We start from the raw sequence: 20,875 nt of genomic DNA on the forward strand, positions 1-20,875 counted from the left end.
AAACCAGGGAGCCCCCCATGTCCTTCGCACAAAAAACCATCTGGATCACCGGCGCCTCATCAGGCATCGGCGAAGCCTTGGCCAACGCGTTTCTGCAACAAGGCGCCAAGGTGATTCTGTCCGGCCGCCGGGTTGAAGAACTCAATCGCGTCGCCGCCCAGGCCCCGAGCGCTGCCTGGTATTGCCGTTTGAAAGCACCGACTACCGGCCCTGCCGGCGTGGTCGACCGCGCCTGGGCCTGGAGCGGCCAGGTGGACCTGCTGATCAACAACGCCGGCGTCAGCCAGCGCAGCCTGGCCCTGGACACCCACCTGGATGTGTACCGCCAGTTGATTGAAGTGGACTACATGGCGCCGCTCGCGCTCACCCAATTGCTGCTGCCGAAAATGGTCGAACGTCGCGGTGGGCACTTGGCGGTGGTCAGCTCAGTAGCCGGCAAAGTCGGCACACCGCTGCGCAGCGGCTACTGCGGCGCCAAGCACGCGGTGATCGGTTACTTCGACGCCATTCGCGCCGAAGTGGAAGCGGCCTATGACATTGCCGTCAGCGTGATTTTGCCGGGCTCGGTGCACACCTCGGTGGCGGTGAACGCGCTGTCTGGCGACGGCAGTGCCCGTGGGCATTCCGATCCGAATATTGAAAACGGTATGGACGTGTCCGTGGCCGCCGAGCAGATTCTGGCCGGCTTGGCTGAACGGCAGCGGGAGATTCCAATTGCCGAAGGCATCGAGGCCATGGCGCTGAAACTGCGGGTGGCCAATCCCGAGCAGCTGTACAACCTGACGGCCCAGGAAGGGGCTCGGTTGGCGGCGCAGCGTGAGGCGGGTGGGTCGTTGGACCCAAGCAATATTCGGTCGGGCACTTAAGACCCAAACCGCTGCAACTGCATCTCCTGCAACCGGCTCAACGTGCGGCGAAAGGCGAAGGCCAAATAGCCCTCGGTGTACAACGCATCGAGGCCACCTCGGCTTGCAGGTAGAGCGGCACACGGCGGTCGTAACACTCGTCTACCAACGCAATAAACCGCCGCACGCTATCGTCGCTCGCCGATAGCGCCGGCAACTGCCGATCTCCCGCCACCACCTGCTGTACGCCATCCTCGGTACCCCGGGCGATTTTCGCCGCGCGCTGCTGGCCGCTGAGGTTGGGTACGTCGCTAAGCAGAATGGCGCTGAAGCGATCGCACAGCGCCATAAAGTCCGGCGCGGCAAACGGCTTTTCGCATAACTCGGCGAAGCGGCACCACACCACCGAGCCGGCATACGCCTCGGTCACCAGGCTGCGATTACCCACGCTCAGCACGCCCTTCTCCACCGTCTGCCCGGCACTCAATTGCGCAAATACAGCCGCCAACGGATTGCCCTCGGCGCTGGCCAATACCGCTGTTTGGCAATCCCGGGATGCAGGCGATGGTCTTCACCGCCGTCGATGGCAACCACCTGCATATGCGCTTCGATGGCGGCAATCGCTGGCAGAAAACGCTCGCGGTTAAAGCCGTCGGCATACAGCTGCTGTGGCGGCTGGTTGGACGTGGCGACCAGCACCACGCCTTGTTCGAACATCAGCGTGAACAGGTTGCCGAGGATGATGGCGTCACCGATATCGTTGACGAACAGCTCGTCGAAACACAGCACCCGCAACTCTTCACCCAGCTCCACCGCCAGGGCGCGCAACGGGTCCGGCGTGCCGGTGAGCTGAAACAGGCGCTGGTGCACCCACTGCATAAAGTGGTGGAAATGCTGACGGCGGGCGGGCACTTGCAGGCTCTGGTAGAAGCAGTCCATCAGCCAGGTTTTGCCACGGCCGACCGGGCCCCAGAGGTAGACGCCCTGGGCCAGCTTGTCGTGGCAGGCTTGCAGCGCTTCGGCGGCTTGCTGCTGGGCGGCGTCGGGGAAGAAGCCGTTTTGGCTGATGGCGTGGTGGTAGGCGGCCAGGGGTTGGAGCGGCGTAGACATGGATCGAGGTCCGGGCAGATGAAGATGGAGCATACGCGGTTGCGTTCGCCGCGGCCCTCACCCCTAGCCCCTCTCCCGTAAACGGGAGAGGGGAACCGAACGCGGTCTGCTGGTCTCCCCTCGCCCGCCTGCGGGAGAGGGGCCGGGGGAGAGGGGCTGTTTCGGTGTGACAGCCTCCCCCACATCAGCCATCATTGCCGCCCTTGCTCCCCTGCGGTTTGTGCCATGCCTGTATTCACCACGCCCTTCGCCTCCCTCGACCTGTACCGCCAGCCGCCGCAGCGCGATGACCCGTTGCAGGCCTTCGATGCGGCCGACGAATACCTGCTCAATCACTTGGCCGAACAAGGCCTGGCCTTGGACGCACGGGTGTTGGTGCTCAACGACAGCTTTGGCGCCCTGGCCGCGAGCGTGGCCGGCAAGGCACAGGTCATCAGCAGCGGCGATTCGCACCTCGGCGCACTGGCCCTGGCCAATAACCTGGCTTGCAACGAGCTGCCAGCCGACAGCGTGCAATTCGTGCCCGCCAGCCAAACCGTGAGCGGGCCGTTTGATTGGGTGCTGATCCGCATCCCGAAAACCCTGGCCCTGCTGGAAGAACAACTGATTCGCCTGCACGGCCAACTCGCCCCCGGTGCTCGGGTAGTGGCGGCCGGTATGGTCAAGCATCTGCCGCGCAGTGCAGGCGATTTGCTGGAGCAATACATCGGCCCGGTGCAGGCCTCGCTGGCAGTGAAAAAGGCCCGTCTGCTGCTGGTGACGCCTGTGGATAAACCCGCCGCGGCCTCGCCCTACCCCAGCCGCTACCTGCTCGACAGCCCGCCGCTTACGCTGCTTAACCACGCCAATGTGTTCTGCCGCGAAGGCCTGGATATCGGCACCCGGGCCTTTCTGCCGCATCTGCCGCTGAACCTGGGTACGGCACGGGTCGCCGACCTCGGTTGTGGCAACGGCGTGCTCGGCATCGCCTGCGCCCTGGCCAACCCGAGGCGCAGCTGACGCTGGTGGATGAGTCGTATATGGCGGTGCAATCGGCTGAGGAAAACTGGCGCGCGGCATTAGGTGAACGGTCGGTAGTTATCCGTGCCGGCGATGGTTTGGCTGAACAGCCGGAAGACTCGCTGGATATCGTGCTGTGCAACCCGCCGTTCCACCAGCAACAGGTGGTCGGTGACTTCCTCGCCTGGCGCATGTTTCAGCAGGCCCGCGCGGCGTTGGTCAAAGGTGGCGAGCTGTGGATCGTCGGCAACCGCCATCTGGGGTATCACGCCAAGCTAAAGCGCCTGTTTCGTGGGGTTGAGCAGGTGGCGGCGAACCCGAAATTCGTGATTCTCAAAGCCATCAAATAGGCCGTGGGAGTTGATGGGTTTCGCTGCGCTCTACCCATGGCGATTCAAGGCGTGGTCATACCCGCGGCATGCATAAACATCCGCAACAGATACGACACCGCTCCCAGAGCCAGCACGCTGGCCGTCCAGATCGCCACCAGCCAGCCGAGGCGTTTTAACAGCGGCTTTTTCTCGGTGCTTTCCATTGGCGGCTCTCCCCTAGTGATAACCCTGATCCGGCGTCACCTTGCCGCGGAACACGTAGTAGCTCCACGCGGTGTACATCAGGATAAACGGGATGATGAACAGCGCCCCCACCAGAATAAAACCCTGGCTTTGCGGCGGCGCAGCGGCCTGCCAGATGCTCACCGACGGCGGAATGATGTTCGGCCACAGGCTGATACCCAAGCCGCTATAGCCGAGGAAAATCAGCACCAGCGTGAGCAGGAACGGCGAGTAGTTGCGGTTGTTATGCACACTGCGCAGCAGGCCGTAGAAGGTCACCAGCACCAGCAAAGGCACCGGCAGGAAGTAGAAGAGGTTCGGCAGGCTAAACCAGCGGTCGGCAATTTCGGCGTGGGCCAGCGGCGTCCACAAGCTGACCACTCCGGTCACCCCCAGCAGCACGAACGCCAGCGGCCGCGCCAGGTCATGCATCTGGCCCTGCAACCGGCCTTCGGTTTTCATGATCAGCCAGGTGCAGCCCAGCAGCGCATAGGCAGCAATCAGGGCAAAGCCGCAGAAAATCGGGAACGGCGCCAGCCAGTCCAGTGAGCCGCCGGCGTACACCCGGTTCACCACCGGCAAGCCGTCGATATAGGCCCCCAGCGCCACGCCCTGAAAGAAGGTCGCGGTCAGTGAGCCGCCGATAAAGGCCTTGTCCCAGATATGCCGTTTACGCTCTTTGGCCTTGAAGCGGAACTCGAAGGCCACGCCACGGAAAATCAGGCCCAGCAGCATGAAAATCAGCGGCAGATAGAGCGCGCTGAGCACCACCGAATAGGCCAGCGGAAAGGCGCCAAACAGCGCCGCGCCGCCGAGCACCAGCCAGGTTTCGTTACCGTCCCAGACCGGCGCCACGGTGTTCATCATGATGTCGCGCTCGCCATCGTCTTTCACAAACGGAAAGAGAATGCCGATGCCCAGGTCGAAGCCGTCCATGACCACGTACATCATGATGCCGAAGACGATGATGACGGCCCAGATCAACGAGAGATCAATGCCCATGAGTAGTACTCCCGCCGTTGCCGTCGTGGTTTTGGTCCGCTTCCAGGCCTTCGCCCGGCGCCGACAATGGCCGCGCCGGTGTGCGGTGCTGGCCAGGGCCGCCAATGCCTTGTTCCTTGCCCTCGTCGGTGACCGGGCCTTTGCGCACAAGGCGAACCATATAACCGAGGCCCACGCCGAACAGGGTGAAGTACACGACCACGAACAGAATCAGGGTCAGGCTCATCTGCGCAAAGCTGTGGTTGGACGAGGCGTCCGCCGTGCGCATCAGGCCATATACCACCCAGGGCTGACGGCCCACTTCAGTGGTAAACCAGCCAGCCAGAATCGCGATCAATCCCGAAGGCCCCATCCACAACGCCAGGTACAGGAAGGGTTTGGACTCATACAGCTTGCCGCGAAAGCGCAGCCACAGGCTCCACACGCCGGTTAGCAGCATCAGCATACCCAGGCCCACCATCACCCGGAACGACCAGAACACGATGGTGGAATTGGGTCGATCTTCGGGCTTGAACTCCTTCAGCGCCGGCACTTGTTTGTCCAGGCTGTGGGTGAGGATCAGGCTGCCCAGGTACGGAATTTCCACGGCGAAGTGGGTTTTCTCCGCCTTCATATCCGGCCAGCCGAACAGGATGAGAGGGGTCGGTTCGTTGCCGACGTTTTCCCAGTGGCCTTCGATGGCAGCGATTTTCGCCGGTTGGTGCTTGAGGGTGTTCAGACCGTGGAAATCACCGATCACCATTTGAATCGGCGCCACCAGCAAGGCCATCCACATGGCCATCGACAACATGCGGCGAATGGCCGGGTTATCGCGCTTGCGCAGCAGATGCCACGCAGCCGAGGCACCGACGAAAAACGCCGTGGCCAGGAAAGCGGCGGTGGACATATGGATCAGGCGATAGGGGAACGACGGGTTGAATATCACCGCAAACCAATCCACCGGAATAACCCGGCCATCCACGATCTCGTAGCCCTGCGGGGTTTGCATCCAGCTGTTGGAGGCCAGAATCCAAAAGGTAGAAATCAGCGTACCGATGGCCACCATCACCGTGGCGAAAAAGTGCAGACCGGGGCCTACTCGGTTCCAGCCGAACAGCATCACGCCGAGAAAGCCCGCCTCGAGGAAGAAGGCGGTAAGCACTTCATACGTGAGCAAGGGGCCAGTGACCGCCCCGGCAAAGTCGGAGAACGCGCTCCAGTTGGTGCCGAATTGATAGGCCATTACCAGGCCCGAGACCACGCCCATGCCGAAGTTGACCGCGAAGATCTTCGACCAGAAGTGGTAGAGGTCGCGGTAGGTTTCGTCGTTGGTCTTCAGCCACAGGCCTTCGAGCACGGCCAGGTAACTTGCCAGGCCGATGGTGATGGCCGGGAAGATGATGTGAAAGGAAATGGTGAACGCGAACTGCATTCGTGCCAGATCCAGCGCCTCTAAGCCAAACATGGATATTCCTCATCAAAAACGGTCAGCGAGCGTTCTCCGGACTCTGTGTTAGCCCCGGAAAATGGCAATCGGTTCAGGAAATTATTGTTATGGCGGGCCTATCAAAGGGTGGGCCATGGGCCCGGCACGGAGTACGAATGGGTGTACTGACGTGGGTCAAAGCCTAGCGCGTTTAGGGGATTGGGGATTATGTGGTGGATTGTCGCGTGAAGTTTCTTGTATCGGGGAGTTCTTCATTACCGCGTTGGCTGAACGTTTTGTTTCGCGCCTTACGCGCGAGGCTTTTGTAGGGTGTGCTGCGCGCACCAAGCGGTCTTATGGCATACGGAGTTTTTCTTCATTACCCCGTGGGCTGAACGTTTTGTTTCGCGCCTTACGCGCGAGTTTCTTTTGTCAGTCGCCACAAAAGAAACCAAAAAGGCTTGCCCCTACCTGGGCCCTACGCTGCGCTTCGGGTTCCCTCCCTCCGTCGTCGCTCCAGGGGCCGGGCTGAGGGCCATCCATGGCCCCATCCCTCTCCGCGGCTCCTGGCCGCTACGACCCCTTACGCAACGACTCCACTCGGCCTGGCGCTAAAGGGGCGGGTAAATCAAAAGCGGTAGATCAACAGCCCCTCACCCCCGGCCCCTCTCCCGGACGCGGGCGAGGGGTGACGTTTGGGCGGCGACCTCACTCGATCTGCCCCCTCTCCCGCGTGCGGGAGAGGGTTGGGGTGAGGGGCACTTGATCTGTTTTTGATCTAGCTTTTGATCTGCCCGCCCCTTTAGCGCCAGGCCGAGTGGAGTCGACGTGGAAGGGGTTGAGCGGCCGGGAGCCGCGAAAGGCGTGAGGGCCATGGATGGCCCTTCTCGCCGGCCCCTGGAGCGGCGACGGAGCGAGGGGAGTTTTCACGCAGTGAAAACCCAAGGTGGGGGCTAGACCTTTTGCTTACTTTTAGGGCAATGCTAAAAGTAAGTCGCGCGTAAGGCGCGAAACAAAACGCCCAGCACACGCGATAACCCAGAAAAACACAAAACAAAACCGGGCGATCAGTGGCCGACCCAAGCCACTCCCAACCCACCTCATGCTAGCCTGTCGCCCCTCCTCCCCCGCCCGACCCAAGACTCCCTACGCCATGTCCACATCCGGCTCGCAACTGCTCCGTCACCAAACCCCATTCCTGAAATTCTGGCTAGCCCGCGTCTGCACCGCCAGTGGCTTCCAGATGCTCACCGTCGCCATCGGTTGGCACATGTACCAACTCACCGGCAACGTGATGGACCTCGGCTGGGTCGGCCTGGTGGAATTCCTCCCCCGCGTGCTCTTCATGCTGCACACCGGCCACGTCGCCGACCGCTACGACCGCCGCAAGGTCGCCGCGCTCTGCCAGGCCTGCCAGGGCCTGATCGCCTTCGCCCTCGTGCTGGGCAGCACCAGCGGCGACGTCACCCGCGAGATGATTTTCGTGCTGGCCTTCCTGCTCGGCAGCACCCGCGCCTTCGAAATGCCCGCGACTCAGGCGCTGCTCCCAAGCCTGGTACCCGCCGCGCTGTTCCCGGCGGCCATCGCGGCTTCGTCGTCGGCCATCCAGACCGCCACCATCGTCGCCCCGGCCCTCGGTGGCTTTCTGTATGCCTTTGGCAGTATCTGGGTCTACGCGCCTACCACCGCGCTCTATGTGATCGCCTGCGCCCTGATGCTCAGCCTGCCGAAGAACCAGGCCAAGCTGAATCAGGAGCGCCCGTCGATCCACTCGCTGCTCGCGGGCATCCGCTTTATTCGCAGCCGGCCAGATATCTTCGGGGCGATCTCGCTCGACCTGTTCGCCGTGCTGCTCGGCGGCGCCACGGCGCTGCTGCCGGTGTTTGCCAAAGATATTCTGCTCACCGGCCCCTGGGGCCTGGGCATGCTGCGTTCGGCGCCGGCAGTGGGCGCGTTGTTGATGGCGTTCTGGATTGCGCGCTTCCCCATCAAACGCAAGGTCGGTCGGGTGATGTTTATTGCCGTCGGCGTGTTCGGCGTGGCAACCATCGCGTTTGGTCTCTCGACTTCGTTCTGGTTCTCGCTGCTGGTGCTGGCCATCCTCGGCGCCGCCGACATGATCAGCATGGTCATCCGCGGCGCCTTCGTGCAGCTGGAAACCCCGGACGCCATGCGCGGCCGGGTCAGTGCGGTGAATGGTCTGTTTATCGGCGCCTCGAATCAGCTCGGCGAGTTCGAGTCCGGCCTGACCGCCCATTGGCTGGGCACGGTTAACGCGGTGGTGCTCGGCGGCGTGGGGACGCTGCTGATCACCGGCACCTGGTACAAGCTGTTCCCCACCCTGGCGCAGCGGGAAACCCTCAGTGCGCCGGAAACCAAAGAGCCGTGATCACAGCAGCTTGTCGAGCGTAATCGGCAGCTCGCGGATGCGCTTGCCGGTGGCGTGATACACCGCATTGGCAATCGCCGCCGCCACGCCCACCAGACCGATTTCGCCAACGCCCTTGGACCCCAGGGCGTTGACGATGGCGTCTTGCTCATCGACAAAAATCACGTCGATCTCGCCCATGTCGGCATGCACTGGCACGTGGTATTCGGCAAAGCTGTGGTTCATAAAGCGGCCCAGATTGTGGTCCATCTGCGTATCTTCCTGCAGGGCCATGCCGATGCCCCACACCACGCCACCGAGAATCTGGCTGCGCGCGGTTTTCGGATTGACCACCCGACCCGCCGCAATGGCACTCACCACCCGGCTGACGCGCACTTTGCCCAAGGCTTCATCCACCCGCACTTCAACGAATACTGCCGAGTGCGTAGCAGTGGCGTAGGGGTCGCGCTTTTTCGTATCCGGCTCGGCGTCCACCTGGGCTTGCATCTGCCCGCTGCCGCTGCTGCGTACGATCTCGGATAGCGCCAGCTGCTTAGTGGGATCTGCCTTGAGGCGCAACCGGCCATCGACAAACACAACCTGATCACGCGAGACATCCGCAAACGGCGAGTCGTCGATTTTCTGCGCCGCTTCCAGCAGCTGTTTCTGCAACGCCGTACACGCTTGCTGCACCGCACTGCCCACGGAAGAAATGGTGAACGAGCCACCTTGCAGGGGTGCAGTCGGCAGGCTGGAGTCGCCGATCAGCACTTGTACATCAGCACTGTCGATGCCCATGGCGGCCGCCGCAATCTGAGTTAACGCGGTGTATGTGCCGGTGCCAATATCGGTGGTGGCGCTGCTCACGTGCAGGTGGCCGTCGCCGTCGAGCACCACGCGGGCGCTGGCTTTCTGCTGCATGGCTTCCCACACGCCGGTGGCCACGCCCCAGCCCAGCAGTTCGTCGCCGTCACGCATGCTGCGCGGCGTGGGCGTACGCTTGGCCCAGCCAAAACGTTCGGCGCCTTCGCTGTAGCACTCGCGCAGGGCTTTGCTGGAGTAGGGTTTGTCTTCGTTCTGGTTGCGCTCGGTGTAGTTGCGCAGGCGCAGTTGCAACGGGCAGATATTGGCGGCGTACGCCAATTCATCCATCGCGCATTCCAGTGCGAAAACGCCGGACGTCGCACCCGGTGCGCGCATATCCAGTGGGGTGAACACATCCAGCGGCACCAGCTTGTAATCAAGCTCCACGCTGTCGCAGTGGTAGAGCATGCCGGACCATTCCACCAGGTGTTCGGTGAAGTCTTCGAAGCGCGAGGTCTGGGCGATGGCCTGGTGCTTCACCGCCTGCAACTTGCCTTCGGCGTCGCTGCCCAGGGTGAGGCGCTGCACGGTGGGCGGGCGGTAGCCGAACGTAAACATCTGCTGCCGTGTCAGCGCCAGGCGCACGGAACGTTGCAGCTTGAGCGCGGCCATCACCGCCAACGTCAGCTGGTACTGCGGGCGCAGGCCGGAGCCAAACGCGCCGCCGACAAAATGCGCTACCACCCGCACGCTGCCTGGCTCCAAGCCGAACACTTGCTCGACGTAGGTGCGGCAGTTCTGCGTGCCCTGGGTTTTGTCGTAGATAAGCAGGCCTCCGTCGGGCTGCATCACCACCGTGGAGGCATGCGGTTCCATCGGGTTGTGGTGCTCGGCCGGGGTTTGGTACTCCACCTCGACCTTAGCCCTGGAGCGGGCCAACCCGGCGTTTACATCGCCGCGCGGTTTGGGCAACTCGGCCGGTGCTTTGTGGGCTTCGCCTAACTGGGCGTTGAGGTCGGTCTGATACGGCTCGCTGCGGTATTCGATCTGCACCTGGGCGGCGGCCATCCGAGCTTGCTCCAGGGTTTTCGCGACCACCATGGCCACGGGCTGGCCGCTGTACAGAATGCGGTCGTTGTAGAGCGGGCGAAACGGCGAGCCATCGGCGGCGTCAGCGTCGATATACGACTCGTCGTAGCTGGCCAGTTCCGGGCGATTGAGGTGGCTCAGCACCAGCAATACGCCGGGCAAGGCCAACGCGGCGCGGGCATCGATATCGACGATTCGGCCATGGGCGATGGGGCTGGAAATCACCCAGCCATACGTGAGGTCGGCGGTGTGAAAGTCTGCCGCGTACTGGGCGGCGCCGGTGACTTTGGCGTGGCCGTCGACGCGGTCCATAGGCACGCCCATGGGCGCTTCCAGCGGCACGCTGAAGGGTGTGACGGTGGCAGTCATACGGCCTCCCCGGCCTGAGCGGCATCAGTAAGGGCACGCACCACAGCCTGACGCGCCAAAGGAATTTTGAAGTTATTACGGCCCAGGCCATCGGCGCCGTCGAGCAGCAGGTCGGCGGCCAGACGGAAGTTCGCTGCGGTCGCCGGCTTGCCGACCAGCACCGCTTCGGCATCCGCGTTACGCCAGGGTTTGTGCGCCACGCCGCCGAGGGCGATACGGGCTTCACGAATCACATGGCCGTCGATATCCAGCGCTGCAGCCACCGACACCAACGCAAAGGCGTACGACTCACGGTCGCGCACCTTCAGGTAGCGGGTATGGGCGGCAAAGCCTTCAGAAGGCAACTCGATGGCGGTAATCAGCTCGTTGTCGGCCAGTACATTGTCGCGGTGCGGCTCATCCCCCGGCAGGCGGTGGAAGTCGGCGAAGGCAATCTGCCGCGCACCTTGCGGCCCAGCCACATGCACCTTGGCCTGCAACGCGGCGAGGGCCACGCACATGTCCGAAGGGTGGGTGGCGATGCACTGTTCGCTGGCGCCGAGAATCGCGTGGTTACGGTTCAGCCCCTGCAGTGCGCTGCAGCCAGAGCCGGGCTCGCGCTTATTGCACGGCGTGGCGATGTCGTAGAAATACAGGCAGCGGGTGCGCTGCAACAGGTTGCCGCCGGTGGTGGCCATATTGCGCAGCTGCGGTGAAGCGCCGGCCAGAATCGCCTGTGCAAGCAGCGGGTAGTCGTGCTCGATACGCGAGTGCCAGGCGAGGTCGCTGTTGCTGACCAGCGCGCCGATCAGCAGGCCGCCGTCGACCGTTTCGGTGACGTCATGCAGCGGCAACCCGGTGATATCGATCAACCGCTGAGGGCGCTCGACGTTTTCTTTCATCAGGTCGATCAGGTTGGTGCCGCCGGCAATAAAGCGTGCATGGGGGCCGGCCAGTTGCACGGCTTCATCCACCGCCGTGGGGCGTGCGTAGGTAAACGGGCTCATGCCGCATTCCCCTTTTTAATTAACGCGGGCGCGCTGGTTTCCAGCTCGCCACGGCAGGCCGGCAGGGCTTCTTCGATGGCGTCGAGGATGTTGTTGTAGGCACCGCAGCGGCACAGGTTGCCGCTCATTTGCTCGCGGATATCAGCGCGGCTATGGGCATGATTTTCACCGGCCATGGCCAGCGCCGAACAGATTTGCCCGGGCGTGCAATAGCCGCATTGAAAGGCGTCGTGCTTGATAAAGGCGCGCTGCAGGGCGTGCAGTTCTTCGCCGTTGGCCACGCCTTCGATGGTGGTGAGTTCCGCGCCGTCGTGCATCACGGCCAGGGTCAGGCAGCTGTTAATGCGCTTGCCATCGAGCAGCACCGTGCAGGCGCCGCACTGGCCGTGGTCGCAGCCTTTCTTGGTGCCGGTGAGTTGCAGTTGCTCGCGCAGCAAATCGAGCAGCGTGGTCCAGGCCTGCACTTGCACGCGGCGCGGTTCGCCGTTGATGGTCAGGCGAAGAGTGTGGGGGGCGAACAGGTCTTCGCCCTGCCCTTGCGGAGTCGTCGTCATAGGTGCCTCACGGTAAGCGGCGGCCGCATCGAGCGGCGGCGCAGTTGGCTGCGTCTATGGGTTACGACTTGGCGGCAAAAGAATGTGTTCAGGTTTTTTGCCGGACGGCCCCGACGGTTGCCAAGGCGCGACCATTCATCGCACTAGAAAGCAAAAGGCCATCCCGCCTACAGGCCCCATAAAACCTCAACTCGCGCCGCTTCGCTTGCCGCGAAACCTGTGTGCAAACGCAGCGCCGCCCCGTCCTTGACGCTTACAGGGGGAACCATCGGAAAAAAATGGCAGTCGGAACCTTGTCCCGCCAACTCGCTTAGCTCCCTTAGCATCTTCGTTGGCAACCCTGATTACCGCGAGGAGGCCCCGTGACTTTCAGCACCCCAAACGCCGCAACCGGCAAACGCAAACGACTGCGCCAGACCCTGACCCACACCACCGCGTTGTTGTCGTTTTTGGCGGCCGGGCAGCTCTGGGCATTCAGCCTGGATGACGTGGCCGAAAAGGCCAAAGCCCTGGCGGCGCAAAAATATGTGGTGCCTAAAAGCAACTTACCCAGCGAGTTCAGCGAAATGAAATTCGCGGATTATCAGAAGATCCGCTTCCGCCCCGAAAAAGCCGAATGGCAGAACCTGCAAACGCCGTTCAAGTTGTCGTTCTATCACCAGGGCATGCACTTCAATACGCCGGTGAAGATCAACGAAGTCACCGCCACCAGCGTGAGTGAAATCAAGTACGACCCCAGCCGTTTCGATTTCGGCGACCTGAAGTTCGACCCCAAAGCCACCGAGCAACTGGGCTATGCGGGTTTTCGCGTGCTGTACCCGATCAACAAGGCCGATAAACAAGACGAGATCATGACCTTGCTCGGCGCCAGTTATTTTCGCGTGGTGGGCAAGGGCCAGACCTATGGCCTCTCGGCACGCGGCATGGCCATCGACACCGCCCTGCCATCGGGTGAAGAGTTTCCCCACTTCAGCGAATTCTGGATCGAGCGGCCCAAGCCCGGCGAGAAGCAGTTGGTGATCTACGCCCTGCTGGATTCGCCGCGTGCCACCGGTGCCTATCGCCTGGTGCTGCGCCCCGGCACCGACTCGGTGGTGGATGTAAAAACCCGCATGTACCTGCGCGAGAACGTCACCCAACTAGGCGTGGCGCCGCTCACCAGCATGTATTTGTTCGGCGCCAACCAGCCGCCGAAAACGCTGAACTACCGGCGCGAGCTGCATGACTCCAGCGGCCTGTCGATTCATGCCGGCAATGACGAATGGATCTGGCGCCCGCTGAACAATCCCAAGCATCTGGGTGTGAGCAGCTTTGCCGTGGAGAACCCTAAAGGTTTTGGTCTGCTGCAACGCGGCCGTGATTTCTCCCATTACGAAGACCTCGATGACCGCTACGACAAACGCCCGAGCGCGTGGATCGAGCCGCAGGGTGATTGGGGCAAAGGCACGGTGAATCTGGTGGAGATTCCTACCGCCGATGAAACCAACGACAACATCGTGGCTTTCTGGAAACCGGCCTCGTTACCGGAAGCCGGCCAGCCGATTGATTTCAGCTACCGCTTGCACTGGAGCCTGGACGAAGCTGCGCTCGGTTCGCAGGACCTGGCCTCGGTTAAACAGACTCTGCGTTCCACGGGCGATGTGAAGCAGTCCAACCTGATTCGCGAACCCGACGGCAGCATTGCCTACCTGGTGGACTTCGAAGGCCCGGCCCTCAAAGCCTTGCTCGAAGACGCCCCGGTGCGTAGCGAAATCAGCCTGGATGACAACGCCAAGCTGATGGAAAACAACGTGCGCTATAACCCGGAAACCCAGGGCTGGCGCCTGACCTTGCGCTTCAAGGTGAAAGACCCGAGCAAACCGGTGGAAATGCGTGCGGCGCTGGTTAAAGACCTGCCGGTGGAAGTGCCGGCCGCCGTGGATGAAGAACAGGCCGCCGCCAAATCGACCCCGCCGCCACCGCCACCGCCGACCCCAGCGCCAGCCGATGCCACTGCAACCGCGCCAGCCGCCGAAGCCGCACCGGCGCCTGCCAGTGACGTACCGCCGCCCCCTCCTCCACCGGTGCAGGTACTGACCGAGACCTGGAGTAACCAGTTGCCCGCCGATGAATAAGCCAGCCGCCATTACCGTCCGCGAATACTTGGCCCACTTGCCGCTGAGTGAAGAGCAGCGCGCGCAATTGAGTGGCAGCCGGTCGTTGCTGGAAGTGCACCGGCGCCTGGCCGCGCAACCGGTGGCCGATAACGAGGCCGCCGTGCAGGCCTCGGTGGCGCAGCGTCTGACCTTGCTTAGCACCGACACCGAAATGCTCGACGTCGATGCCGAAGGCCGGGTGCGTTTGAAGGCCACGCCGCCGATCAAACGCACGCGGGTGATTCCCGAGCCCTGGCGCACCAATGTGCTGGTACGTATGTGGCGCACGCTGCGTGGGAAGGAAAACCCGCCGAAGCCGGTATCGACCAAACGTGATCTGCCGTCGGCGCGCTGGCGGCATGTGGGCTCCATCCGCCGCTATATTCTGCTGACCCTGATGCTTGGCCAGACGCTGGTGGCCGGCTGGTATATGAAAGGGATCATGCCGTACCAGGGCTGGGCGTTTTTCGAGTGGGATGAAGTGCGCCAGCAGACGCTGTGGCAGACCGCCACGCAGGTGCTGCCGTACTTTCTGCAAGGCAGCATTCTGCTGCTGTTCGGCATTCTGTTTTGCTGGGTGTCGGCGGGGTTCTGGACCGCGCTGATGGGCTTTCTGGAACTGCTCACCGGCCGCGACAAATACCGCATTTCCGGTGCCAGCGCCGGCAATGAACCGATTGCCGCCGAAGCGCGTACGGCCATCGTGATGCCGATTTGCAACGAGGACGTGGCGCGGGTATTTGCCGGGCTGCGGGCCACCTATGAGTCGGTAGCCGCCACCGGCGAGCTGCCGCATTTCGACTTCTTTGTACTCAGCGACAGCAACGACGCCGACATCGCTGTGGCCGAGCAACAGGCCTGGCTGGATCTGTGTCGTGAGGCCCAGGGCTTTGGGCGAATTTTCTATCGCCGGCGCCGCCGTCGGGTAAAACGCAAAAGCGGCAACCTCGACGACTTCTGCCGGCGCTGGGGCAGCGAGTACCGCTATATGGTGGTGCTGGACGCCGACAGCGTCATGAGCGGCGAATGCCTGACCAGCCTGGTGCGCCTCATGGAGGCCACACCGGACGCCGGCATTATCCAGACTGCGCCACGTGCCTCGGGCATGAACAGTTTGTATGCGCGCATCCAGCAATTTGCCACACGTGTGTATGGCCCGCTGTTTACCGCCGGCCTGCACTTCTGGCAGCTGGGCGAATCGCACTACTGGGGCCATAACGCGATCATCCGCATGAAGCCCTTTATCGAGCACTGCGCCCTGGCGCCGTTGCCAGGCAAGGGTGCGTTTGCCGGGGCGATTCTGTCCCACGACTTTGTCGAAGCCGCGCTGATGCGCCGTGCCGGTTGGGGCGTGTGGATTGCCTACGACCTGCCGGGCAGTTACGAAGAGCTGCCGCCCAACCTGCTGGACGAGCTGAAACGCGACCGCCGCTGGTGCCACGGCAACCTGATGAACTTCCGTCTGTTTATGGTCAAGGGCATGCACCCGGTACACCGCGCGGTGTTTTTGACCGGGGTGATGTCGTATCTGTCGGCGCCGCTGTGGTTCTTCTTTCTGCTGTTATCCACAGCCTTGCTGGCGACCAATACGTTGATGGAGCCGCAGTACTTTATGGAGCCGCGCCAGCTCTATCCGCTTTGGCCGCAGTGGCACCCGGAAAAAGCCATTGCGCTGTTTTCCACCACCGTGGTGCTGCTGTTTTTGCCCAAGCTGCTGAGTGTGGTTCTGGTCTGGGCCAAAGGCGCCAAGGCCTATGGCGGCAAGTTGCGGGTGACCGTTTCGATGCTGCTGGAAATGCTGTTTTCCATTCTGCTGGCGCCGGTGCGCATGCTGTTCCACACCCGGTTTGTGCTGGCGGCGTTTCTCGGTTGGGAAGCGGTGTGGCATTCGCCGAGCCGCGATGATGGCTCCACCACCTGGCGCGAGGCGGCCGCTCGGCATGGCTCGCAAACGCTGCTGGGCGTGTTGTGGACCGCGTTGGTGGCCTGGCTGAACCCGAGCTTTTTGTGGTGGCTGGCGCCTATCGTCGGGTCGCTGATGTTGTCGATTCCGCTGTCGGTGTTGTCCAGCCGCGTGGGCCTGGGATTGAAGGCCAAGGACGAGCAGCTGTTTCTGATTCCCGAGGAATACCAGCCGCCCCGCGAGCTGCTGGCCACCGACGAGTACAACCACGAAAACAACTGGCATGCCCTGCATAACGGCTTTGTGCATGCGGTGGTCGATCCCAAGCAGAACGCCCTGGCGTATGCGTTGGCGACGGCCCGTCACCGTAAGGCTGAACCGCTGGAATGGCAGCGTGCCGAGCAGGTGCGCCATGCGTTGAAAGTGGGGCCGCAGCAGTTGGATGGCAACGCGCGCATGGCGCTGCTGAGCGACCCGGTGGCGATGGCGCGGTTGCACGCGGCCGTGTGGGAAAACGAGCCGGGTGAATGGATCGAGAGTTGGCGCGAGACGATTGCCAAAGATCCCCATGCGCCGTTGTTGCCGTTGCCGGCGGTGGCGGGGAATGTGGTTCCGGCGTGATCGTCCCGAGGGACAAGCGTCAGCTTCACTATTCTGGATTCCCGCCTTCGCGGGAATGACGGATATAGAACTTCAAACGATCGTCATCCCCGCGAAGGCGGGGATCCAGAATCTCAAGGCACTCACACCAACGCCGACAACCGCACATCCGCCCCCAACACCCGCTGCAACTGCCCACTGGCAGTAAACACCGGCACGGAAACCGTAAAGCAAAACGCATCCGTCGCCGACGAGCGATACACCGGCGTGATATGGCTGCTCAACTGCTCTGCCACCGCCCGGAACCACGGGCGCTGGGACCAGTTACGGCCCTTGCAGCTCACGCCCTTGTCCAAGCCGGCGGCAAACACGTTTTCACTCAGCTGCGTACCGTCGCTGTTCACCAGATAAAACAGCTCGAAGCGCGGGTCACGCCGCAGCGTGTCGCTTAAAAATTCCTCTGCACACCCCACGTCGCCATGCAACGCCGCCTCCATGGCCAAGCGCTCCACACTGGCCTGCACCTCTTTGTGAATCTGCAACCGAAACGCGCCCAGGCCATCGAGCAGCTTGTCGCCGCTGGTGCGCACCGCCTGGCTATGGGTGAGCACTTGCCCGGCTTTGCTCAGCAGGTCGGATGCCACCCCGGCAATGTTCTGCACATCGCCATTGATGGCGTGCACGGCGATACCGATCTGTTCGGTGCCGGCGGCGATATGGCCGACGCGCTGGTCGAGTTGGTCCATGGCCGCGCGGGTGTTGCGCAGGTCTTCGCCCATGCGCGTCATGCCGTCGCGACCATCGGCCACGGCGCTGTGCATATGCTGGCCGGCGGTGCCGAGCTGGGCCATGCCGTCACGAAAGCGTTCGATGATCTGGCTGACTTTGCCGGTGGCCTCGGTGGTGTGCCCGGCCAGGCGCCTTACTTCATCGGCCACCACGGCAAAGCCGCGACCATGTTCACCGGCGCGCGCTGCTTCAATGGCAGCGTTCAGTGCCAGCAGGTTGGTCTGCTGGGAAATACTGGCGATCACCCCGAGCACCTGGCTGACTTCTTCCAGTTGGCCAACGAGCTGGGCAATCACCCCTTCAAGCTGGGTTTCGCTGGCGTCGATGGCATCCACCTGGCGCAGCACTTCGTCGCCGGTCTGCTGGCAACTGCGCAAGGTGCCGGACACCTCGGCCGCCAGCTTGGCCACCTGGGCGGCGCCGGGCACCAGCTCGCTGTCGAGGGTTGTGCTCACTTCCTCGCTGGCGCTGGCAATCAGCTCCGAGGCTTGCGCCAGGCTTTGCCCGCTGGCTTCGGTTTCGCTGGCGATTCGCGCCAGCTCAGGCGCATGGGCGGCGATATCCACGGACGCCGCCAGGCTCTCGCCCAGGCGCTGATGCAGCGCGCGGGTGAAGCTGTTGAGGCGGGTGTTGATGGGCTGCGAGTCGGACAGTTGACTGGTCAGGTCAAGGTTGTCCACCAGCAAGCTCAGGGCACCGTCGTCTTCGGCACGACGGGCCTTGGTGCGCATTAGCAACATAGTTGTATTCCCCCTGTTAGGCCCAGAGTCGTGCAAGCACAGTGCCACCATATTGGCGCCGGATTTACTGGGCTGCAGCGCCCTACCCTCGCGCAAAGTGCCCAGTTAGATAGCCTCAACCAAAGACCGGGCCCCTTTTGGTGCGCGCCGTCTACGCTTGCGCAAGGCCCTTTGCGAGACCACCCCATGCGCGCGCGTCACATGTTTCCCCTGTTCTTCGCCCTGCTGCTTGGCGCCTGTAACAACCCGGCCGTCAACCAGCCCACCAGCCGTATCAGCCAGCCCCAGCCGCAGGCGGCCAATCAGCTGTACCGCAGTTTTACGATTGCCCCGGTGCGCACCAAGGGCCACCGGGTGGACCTTGAAGAACGGTTCAGCACCGCCACCCAACGGGCGCTGGAAGCCAAGGGTTATGTGCGCCAGGACACCGGGGCCGATATGCAGGTGATCTACGCCCTGGGCACCACGCCCCAGGAGGGCATCGAGCTACGGCCGGTGATGGGCGCTAATGGCGCGATCTATACCCAGACCGAAATGACCAACGACGAAACCGCTGTGCTGGCCCTGCGCATTCTCGACACCCGCGATCAGGGTGTGTTGTTCCAGGCGCAGATCAGTCGCCAGTTCACCGACCCGCAATTTACCCAGGAGGCGTTCGATCAGGGCGTCGCGAAATTGCTGAAGGATTTCCCGCCGCGCAAGCCGTGAATCAGCCGACGCGTACCAGACGAAAACCGATATAGGCCAGCAAGGCCGACGTGCCTTCATAGGCCATGGCGTAGAGGTTGAAGGTTTGCCCCACGGTGCCATCCAGATACAGGCCGGCGGCGCGCCCCAGGGCCAAGGCGGCAAACAGAAGGGTGAGCAGGCTCAGCGCCGGGCGGATAAACGTCGGGCGCAGTGCCGAGGACAGCAGGAACACCGCCAGCCCCAGCTGCAGCGCGCCGTAGTAAGCGCGTACATCGACGACTGCCGAGGTCTGCACCAGAATCATGCCGGTGAGGGTGGCCATCTCCTGTGGATAGGTGAAATAGGCCACGCCAAAACCGCCCAATACCAGCGCCTGCACCAGCAGAAAGATTCGTGCGAACAGCATCGTCAGGCTCCAGCCTCAGGAGAAGGCTGCAGAATTGGGTGTCCCGACATATTTGTAAACAGGTGCCTACGTTGGCCCGCCGCCCGCTGGGTCTATGCTCCTTCGCAACTTTTCCTCTGGAGTCATTCCCATGCGCCGTTTAGCCCTTCTGCCACTGTTGTTTGTGGGGGCTCTGCACGCCGCCGAGCCTATCGCCATCGATGTGTACCGCGATGCCAATTGCGGCTGCTGCAAAGCCTGGATCAGCCATTTGCAGAACAATGGTTTCAAGGTGTCCGATCATGTGGAAACCGATATGAGCGCGGTGAAAACCCGCCTTGGCGTGCCGCACAACCTGGGCAGTTGCCATACCGGTGTTATCGACAGCAAGTTCGTCGAAGGCCATGTACCGGCGGCCGACATTCTAAAACTGCGCCAGCGCGCTGATTTGATCGGCGCGGCAGTGCCCGGAATGCCGATGGGGTCTCCAGGGATGGAACAAGGCGGCGTTAGCGATGCCTATGCTGTGATCGGTGTGCAACGTGACGGCACCGAGCAGGAGCTGACCCGCTACGCCGGCAAGTGATTTAACAGACCACCGGCCTGGCGCGCGTCGACCGCACCCGCAACACTCAAGCGCCACGGATCAGGAGAAACACCCCATGCTTTGGAAAAAAGGCCGACGCAGCGACAACGTAGTGGATGCCCGCGACAGCGGTGGTGGCGGTGGTGGCATGCGCATCGGCGGCGGCAAAGGCCTGAGCCTGGGCGCTGTGGTGATTGTCGTGGTATTCGGCCTGATCACCGGGCAAGACCCGATGCAGATCCTCGGTCAGTTGGCCAACCAGGCCGGCATTTCCACCGCCCCTACTCAGCAACAGGGCCATGCGCCCGCGGCCAATGATGAACAGGCCGAGTTCGTCCGCGCCGTACTCGGCGATACCGAAGACACCTGGGGCGCGATTTTCCAGCAGGCCGGCAAGCAGTACGAACAACCCAAGCTGGTGCTGTTCCGTGGCGGCGTAAATTCCGCCTGCGGCTTTGCTTCTTCGGCCACCGGCCCCTTCTATTGCCCCGCCGATCACCAGGTGTACCTGGACCTGGATTTCTTCAAGGAAATGGCTCAGCGCTTTTCCGCCGCCGGCGACTTTGCCCAGGCCTATGTGATCGCCCACGAGGTTGGCCACCATGTGCAAACCCTGTTGGGCATCTCGACCAAGGTGAACAACGCCCGCCAGGCTGGCGCCAAGATGGAAGGCGCCAACGGCTTGCTGGTACGCCAGGAACTGCAGGCCGATTGCCTGGCCGGCGTGTGGGCTTTTCATGCGCAGCAGCGGCTGAACTGGCTGGAAGCCGGCGATCTGGAAGAAGCGCTGAACGCCGCCAATGCCATCGGCGATGACCGTTTGCAGAAACAGGCACGCGGCCAGGTGGTGCCAGACTCCTTTACCCACGGCACGTCGCAGCAGCGCGTGCGCTGGTTCAAGACCGGGTATGAGGGTGGCAAGGTAAGTGGGTGCGATACGTTCAAGGCGACGTCGTTGTAAT

At 62.6% G+C, this 20,875-nt stretch carries 15 protein-coding genes and 2 pseudogenes; 8 read left to right on the top strand and 9 right to left on the bottom strand.

Features of this window, described 5'->3' with window-relative positions:
• The first annotated feature begins 17 nt into the window (after positions 1-17).
• Positions 18-866, top strand: coding sequence for an SDR family NAD(P)-dependent oxidoreductase (locus AC0V2S_RS11765; RefSeq protein WP_475509899.1), 849 nt, complete (start codon positions 18-20; stop codon positions 864-866).
• Here the strand turns inward: AC0V2S_RS11765 and zapE are convergent.
• A pseudogene (gene zapE, locus AC0V2S_RS11770) lies at positions 863-1,955 on the bottom strand (cell division protein ZapE). The gene AC0V2S_RS11765 and the pseudogene zapE overlap by 4 nt on opposite strands.
• 225 nt (positions 1,956-2,180) lie before the next feature.
• Here zapE and AC0V2S_RS11775 point away from each other — a divergent pair.
• Positions 2,181-3,304, top strand: a pseudogene (locus tag AC0V2S_RS11775) (methyltransferase).
• A gap of 44 nt (positions 3,305-3,348) precedes the next feature.
• Here the strand turns inward: AC0V2S_RS11775 and AC0V2S_RS11780 are convergent.
• From AC0V2S_RS11780 to AC0V2S_RS11790, 3 genes are read right to left on the bottom strand one after another with little or no spacing between them, the layout of a single operon-like run.
• On the bottom strand, positions 3,349-3,489 hold the full coding sequence (locus AC0V2S_RS11780) for a DUF2474 domain-containing protein (protein WP_475509900.1): 141 nt from the start codon (positions 3,487-3,489) through the stop codon (positions 3,349-3,351).
• A 13-nt stretch (positions 3,490-3,502) separates the two neighbouring features.
• Positions 3,503-4,510, bottom strand: coding sequence for a cytochrome d ubiquinol oxidase subunit II (cydB, locus tag AC0V2S_RS11785; RefSeq protein ID WP_475509901.1), 1,008 nt, complete (start codon positions 4,508-4,510; stop codon positions 3,503-3,505).
• The gene (locus tag AC0V2S_RS11790; protein WP_475509902.1) at positions 4,500-5,954 is read right to left on the bottom strand and encodes a cytochrome ubiquinol oxidase subunit I; all 1,455 of its coding nucleotides are present in this window, start codon (positions 5,952-5,954) and stop codon (positions 4,500-4,502) included. The genes cydB and AC0V2S_RS11790 overlap by 11 nt, the downstream gene beginning before the upstream one ends.
• Before the next feature lie 1,114 nt (positions 5,955-7,068).
• Between AC0V2S_RS11790 and AC0V2S_RS11795 the strand changes: the two genes are divergently transcribed.
• A complete protein-coding gene (locus AC0V2S_RS11795; protein ID WP_475509903.1) occupies positions 7,069-8,304 on the top strand; it encodes an MFS transporter in 1,236 nt (411 codons plus the stop codon).
• Here the strand turns inward: AC0V2S_RS11795 and AC0V2S_RS11800 are convergent, their stop codons facing one another.
• Genes AC0V2S_RS11800 through AC0V2S_RS11810 form a run of 3 tightly spaced genes read right to left on the bottom strand, consistent with a single transcriptional unit; the run spans position 8,305 to position 12,085 of the window.
• Positions 8,305-10,545, bottom strand: a complete 2,241-nt coding sequence (locus AC0V2S_RS11800; RefSeq protein WP_475509904.1) for a xanthine dehydrogenase family protein molybdopterin-binding subunit — start codon at positions 10,543-10,545, stop codon at positions 8,305-8,307.
• On the bottom strand, positions 10,542-11,531 hold the full coding sequence (locus AC0V2S_RS11805) for an FAD binding domain-containing protein (RefSeq protein WP_475509905.1): 990 nt from the start codon (positions 11,529-11,531) through the stop codon (positions 10,542-10,544). The genes AC0V2S_RS11800 and AC0V2S_RS11805 overlap by 4 nt, the downstream gene beginning before the upstream one ends.
• The gene (locus AC0V2S_RS11810; RefSeq protein ID WP_475509906.1) at positions 11,528-12,085 is read right to left on the bottom strand and encodes a (2Fe-2S)-binding protein; all 558 of its coding nucleotides are present in this window, start codon (positions 12,083-12,085) and stop codon (positions 11,528-11,530) included. The genes AC0V2S_RS11805 and AC0V2S_RS11810 overlap by 4 nt, the downstream gene beginning before the upstream one ends.
• A 362-nt stretch (positions 12,086-12,447) precedes the next feature.
• Between AC0V2S_RS11810 and AC0V2S_RS11815 the strand changes: the two genes are divergently transcribed.
• Both AC0V2S_RS11815 and mdoH read left to right on the top strand, forming a co-directional pair.
• On the top strand, positions 12,448-14,199 hold the full coding sequence (locus tag AC0V2S_RS11815; RefSeq protein WP_475509907.1) for a glucan biosynthesis protein G: 1,752 nt from the start codon (positions 12,448-12,450) through the stop codon (positions 14,197-14,199).
• Positions 14,192-16,744 carry a glucans biosynthesis glucosyltransferase MdoH gene (gene mdoH, locus AC0V2S_RS11820; protein WP_475509908.1) on the top strand — a complete coding sequence of 851 codons (2,553 nt, stop codon included), beginning with the start codon at positions 14,192-14,194 and terminating at the stop codon, positions 16,742-16,744. The genes AC0V2S_RS11815 and mdoH overlap by 8 nt, the downstream gene beginning before the upstream one ends.
• Before the next feature lie 122 nt (positions 16,745-16,866).
• Here mdoH and AC0V2S_RS11825 read toward each other — a convergent pair whose 3' ends face one another.
• Positions 16,867-18,303, bottom strand: a complete 1,437-nt coding sequence (locus AC0V2S_RS11825; RefSeq protein WP_475509909.1) for a methyl-accepting chemotaxis protein — start codon at positions 18,301-18,303, stop codon at positions 16,867-16,869.
• A gap of 135 nt (positions 18,304-18,438) precedes the next feature.
• Between AC0V2S_RS11825 and AC0V2S_RS11830 the strand changes: the two genes are divergently transcribed.
• Entirely contained in the window at positions 18,439-18,960 is a 522-nt protein-coding gene (locus AC0V2S_RS11830) for a DUF4136 domain-containing protein (protein WP_475509910.1), read from the top strand.
• 1 nt (position 18,961) lies between these two features.
• Here the strand turns inward: AC0V2S_RS11830 and AC0V2S_RS11835 are convergent, their stop codons facing one another.
• Positions 18,962-19,348 carry a DUF4345 family protein gene (locus tag AC0V2S_RS11835; protein ID WP_475509911.1) on the bottom strand — a complete coding sequence of 129 codons (387 nt, stop codon included), beginning with the start codon at positions 19,346-19,348 and terminating at the stop codon, positions 18,962-18,964.
• Between the two features lie 130 nt (positions 19,349-19,478).
• On the opposite strand from AC0V2S_RS11835, the gene AC0V2S_RS11840 reads away from it, so the two are divergent.
• Complete coding sequence (locus AC0V2S_RS11840; RefSeq protein WP_475509912.1) at positions 19,479-19,913, top strand: DUF411 domain-containing protein; 435 nt, start codon at positions 19,479-19,481, stop codon at positions 19,911-19,913.
• Positions 19,914-19,989: 76 nt separating this feature from the next.
• Positions 19,990-20,874, top strand: coding sequence for a KPN_02809 family neutral zinc metallopeptidase (gene ypfJ / locus AC0V2S_RS11845; protein ID WP_475509913.1), 885 nt, complete (start codon positions 19,990-19,992; stop codon positions 20,872-20,874).
• Position 20,875 lies beyond the last annotated feature (1 nt).

The sequence above is a fragment of the Pseudomonas sp. CC11G genome (assembly GCF_056174845.1).

What these genes read in the sequence shown, in the direction of transcription:
- AC0V2S_RS11795 (WP_475509903.1), top strand. Translation starts at nt 7,069, where the DNA reads ATGTCCACATCCGGCTCGCAACTGCTCCGTCACCAAACCCCATTCCTG.
- mdoH (WP_475509908.1), top strand. Translation starts at nt 14,192, where the DNA reads ATGAATAAGCCAGCCGCCATTACCGTCCGCGAATACTTGGCCCACTTG.
- AC0V2S_RS11805 (WP_475509905.1), bottom strand. Translation starts at nt 11,531, where the DNA reads ATGAGCCCGTTTACCTACGCACGCCCCACGGCGGTGGATGAAGCCGTG.
- AC0V2S_RS11830 (WP_475509910.1), top strand. Translation starts at nt 18,439, where the DNA reads ATGCGCGCGCGTCACATGTTTCCCCTGTTCTTCGCCCTGCTGCTTGGC.
- AC0V2S_RS11825 (WP_475509909.1), bottom strand. Translation starts at nt 18,303, where the DNA reads ATGGTGGCACTGTGCTTGCACGACTCTGGGCCTAACAGGGGGAATACA.
- AC0V2S_RS11800 (WP_475509904.1), bottom strand. Translation starts at nt 10,545, where the DNA reads ATGACTGCCACCGTCACACCCTTCAGCGTGCCGCTGGAAGCGCCCATG.
- AC0V2S_RS11765 (WP_475509899.1), top strand. Translation starts at nt 18, where the DNA reads ATGTCCTTCGCACAAAAAACCATCTGGATCACCGGCGCCTCATCAGGC.
- ypfJ (WP_475509913.1), top strand. Translation starts at nt 19,990, where the DNA reads ATGCTTTGGAAAAAAGGCCGACGCAGCGACAACGTAGTGGATGCCCGC.
- AC0V2S_RS11810 (WP_475509906.1), bottom strand. Translation starts at nt 12,085, where the DNA reads ATGACGACGACTCCGCAAGGGCAGGGCGAAGACCTGTTCGCCCCCCAC.
- AC0V2S_RS11835 (WP_475509911.1), bottom strand. Translation starts at nt 19,348, where the DNA reads ATGCTGTTCGCACGAATCTTTCTGCTGGTGCAGGCGCTGGTATTGGGC.
- AC0V2S_RS11780 (WP_475509900.1), bottom strand. Translation starts at nt 3,489, where the DNA reads ATGGAAAGCACCGAGAAAAAGCCGCTGTTAAAACGCCTCGGCTGGCTG.
- cydB (WP_475509901.1), bottom strand. Translation starts at nt 4,510, where the DNA reads ATGGGCATTGATCTCTCGTTGATCTGGGCCGTCATCATCGTCTTCGGC.
- AC0V2S_RS11790 (WP_475509902.1), bottom strand. Translation starts at nt 5,954, where the DNA reads ATGTTTGGCTTAGAGGCGCTGGATCTGGCACGAATGCAGTTCGCGTTC.
- AC0V2S_RS11840 (WP_475509912.1), top strand. Translation starts at nt 19,479, where the DNA reads ATGCGCCGTTTAGCCCTTCTGCCACTGTTGTTTGTGGGGGCTCTGCAC.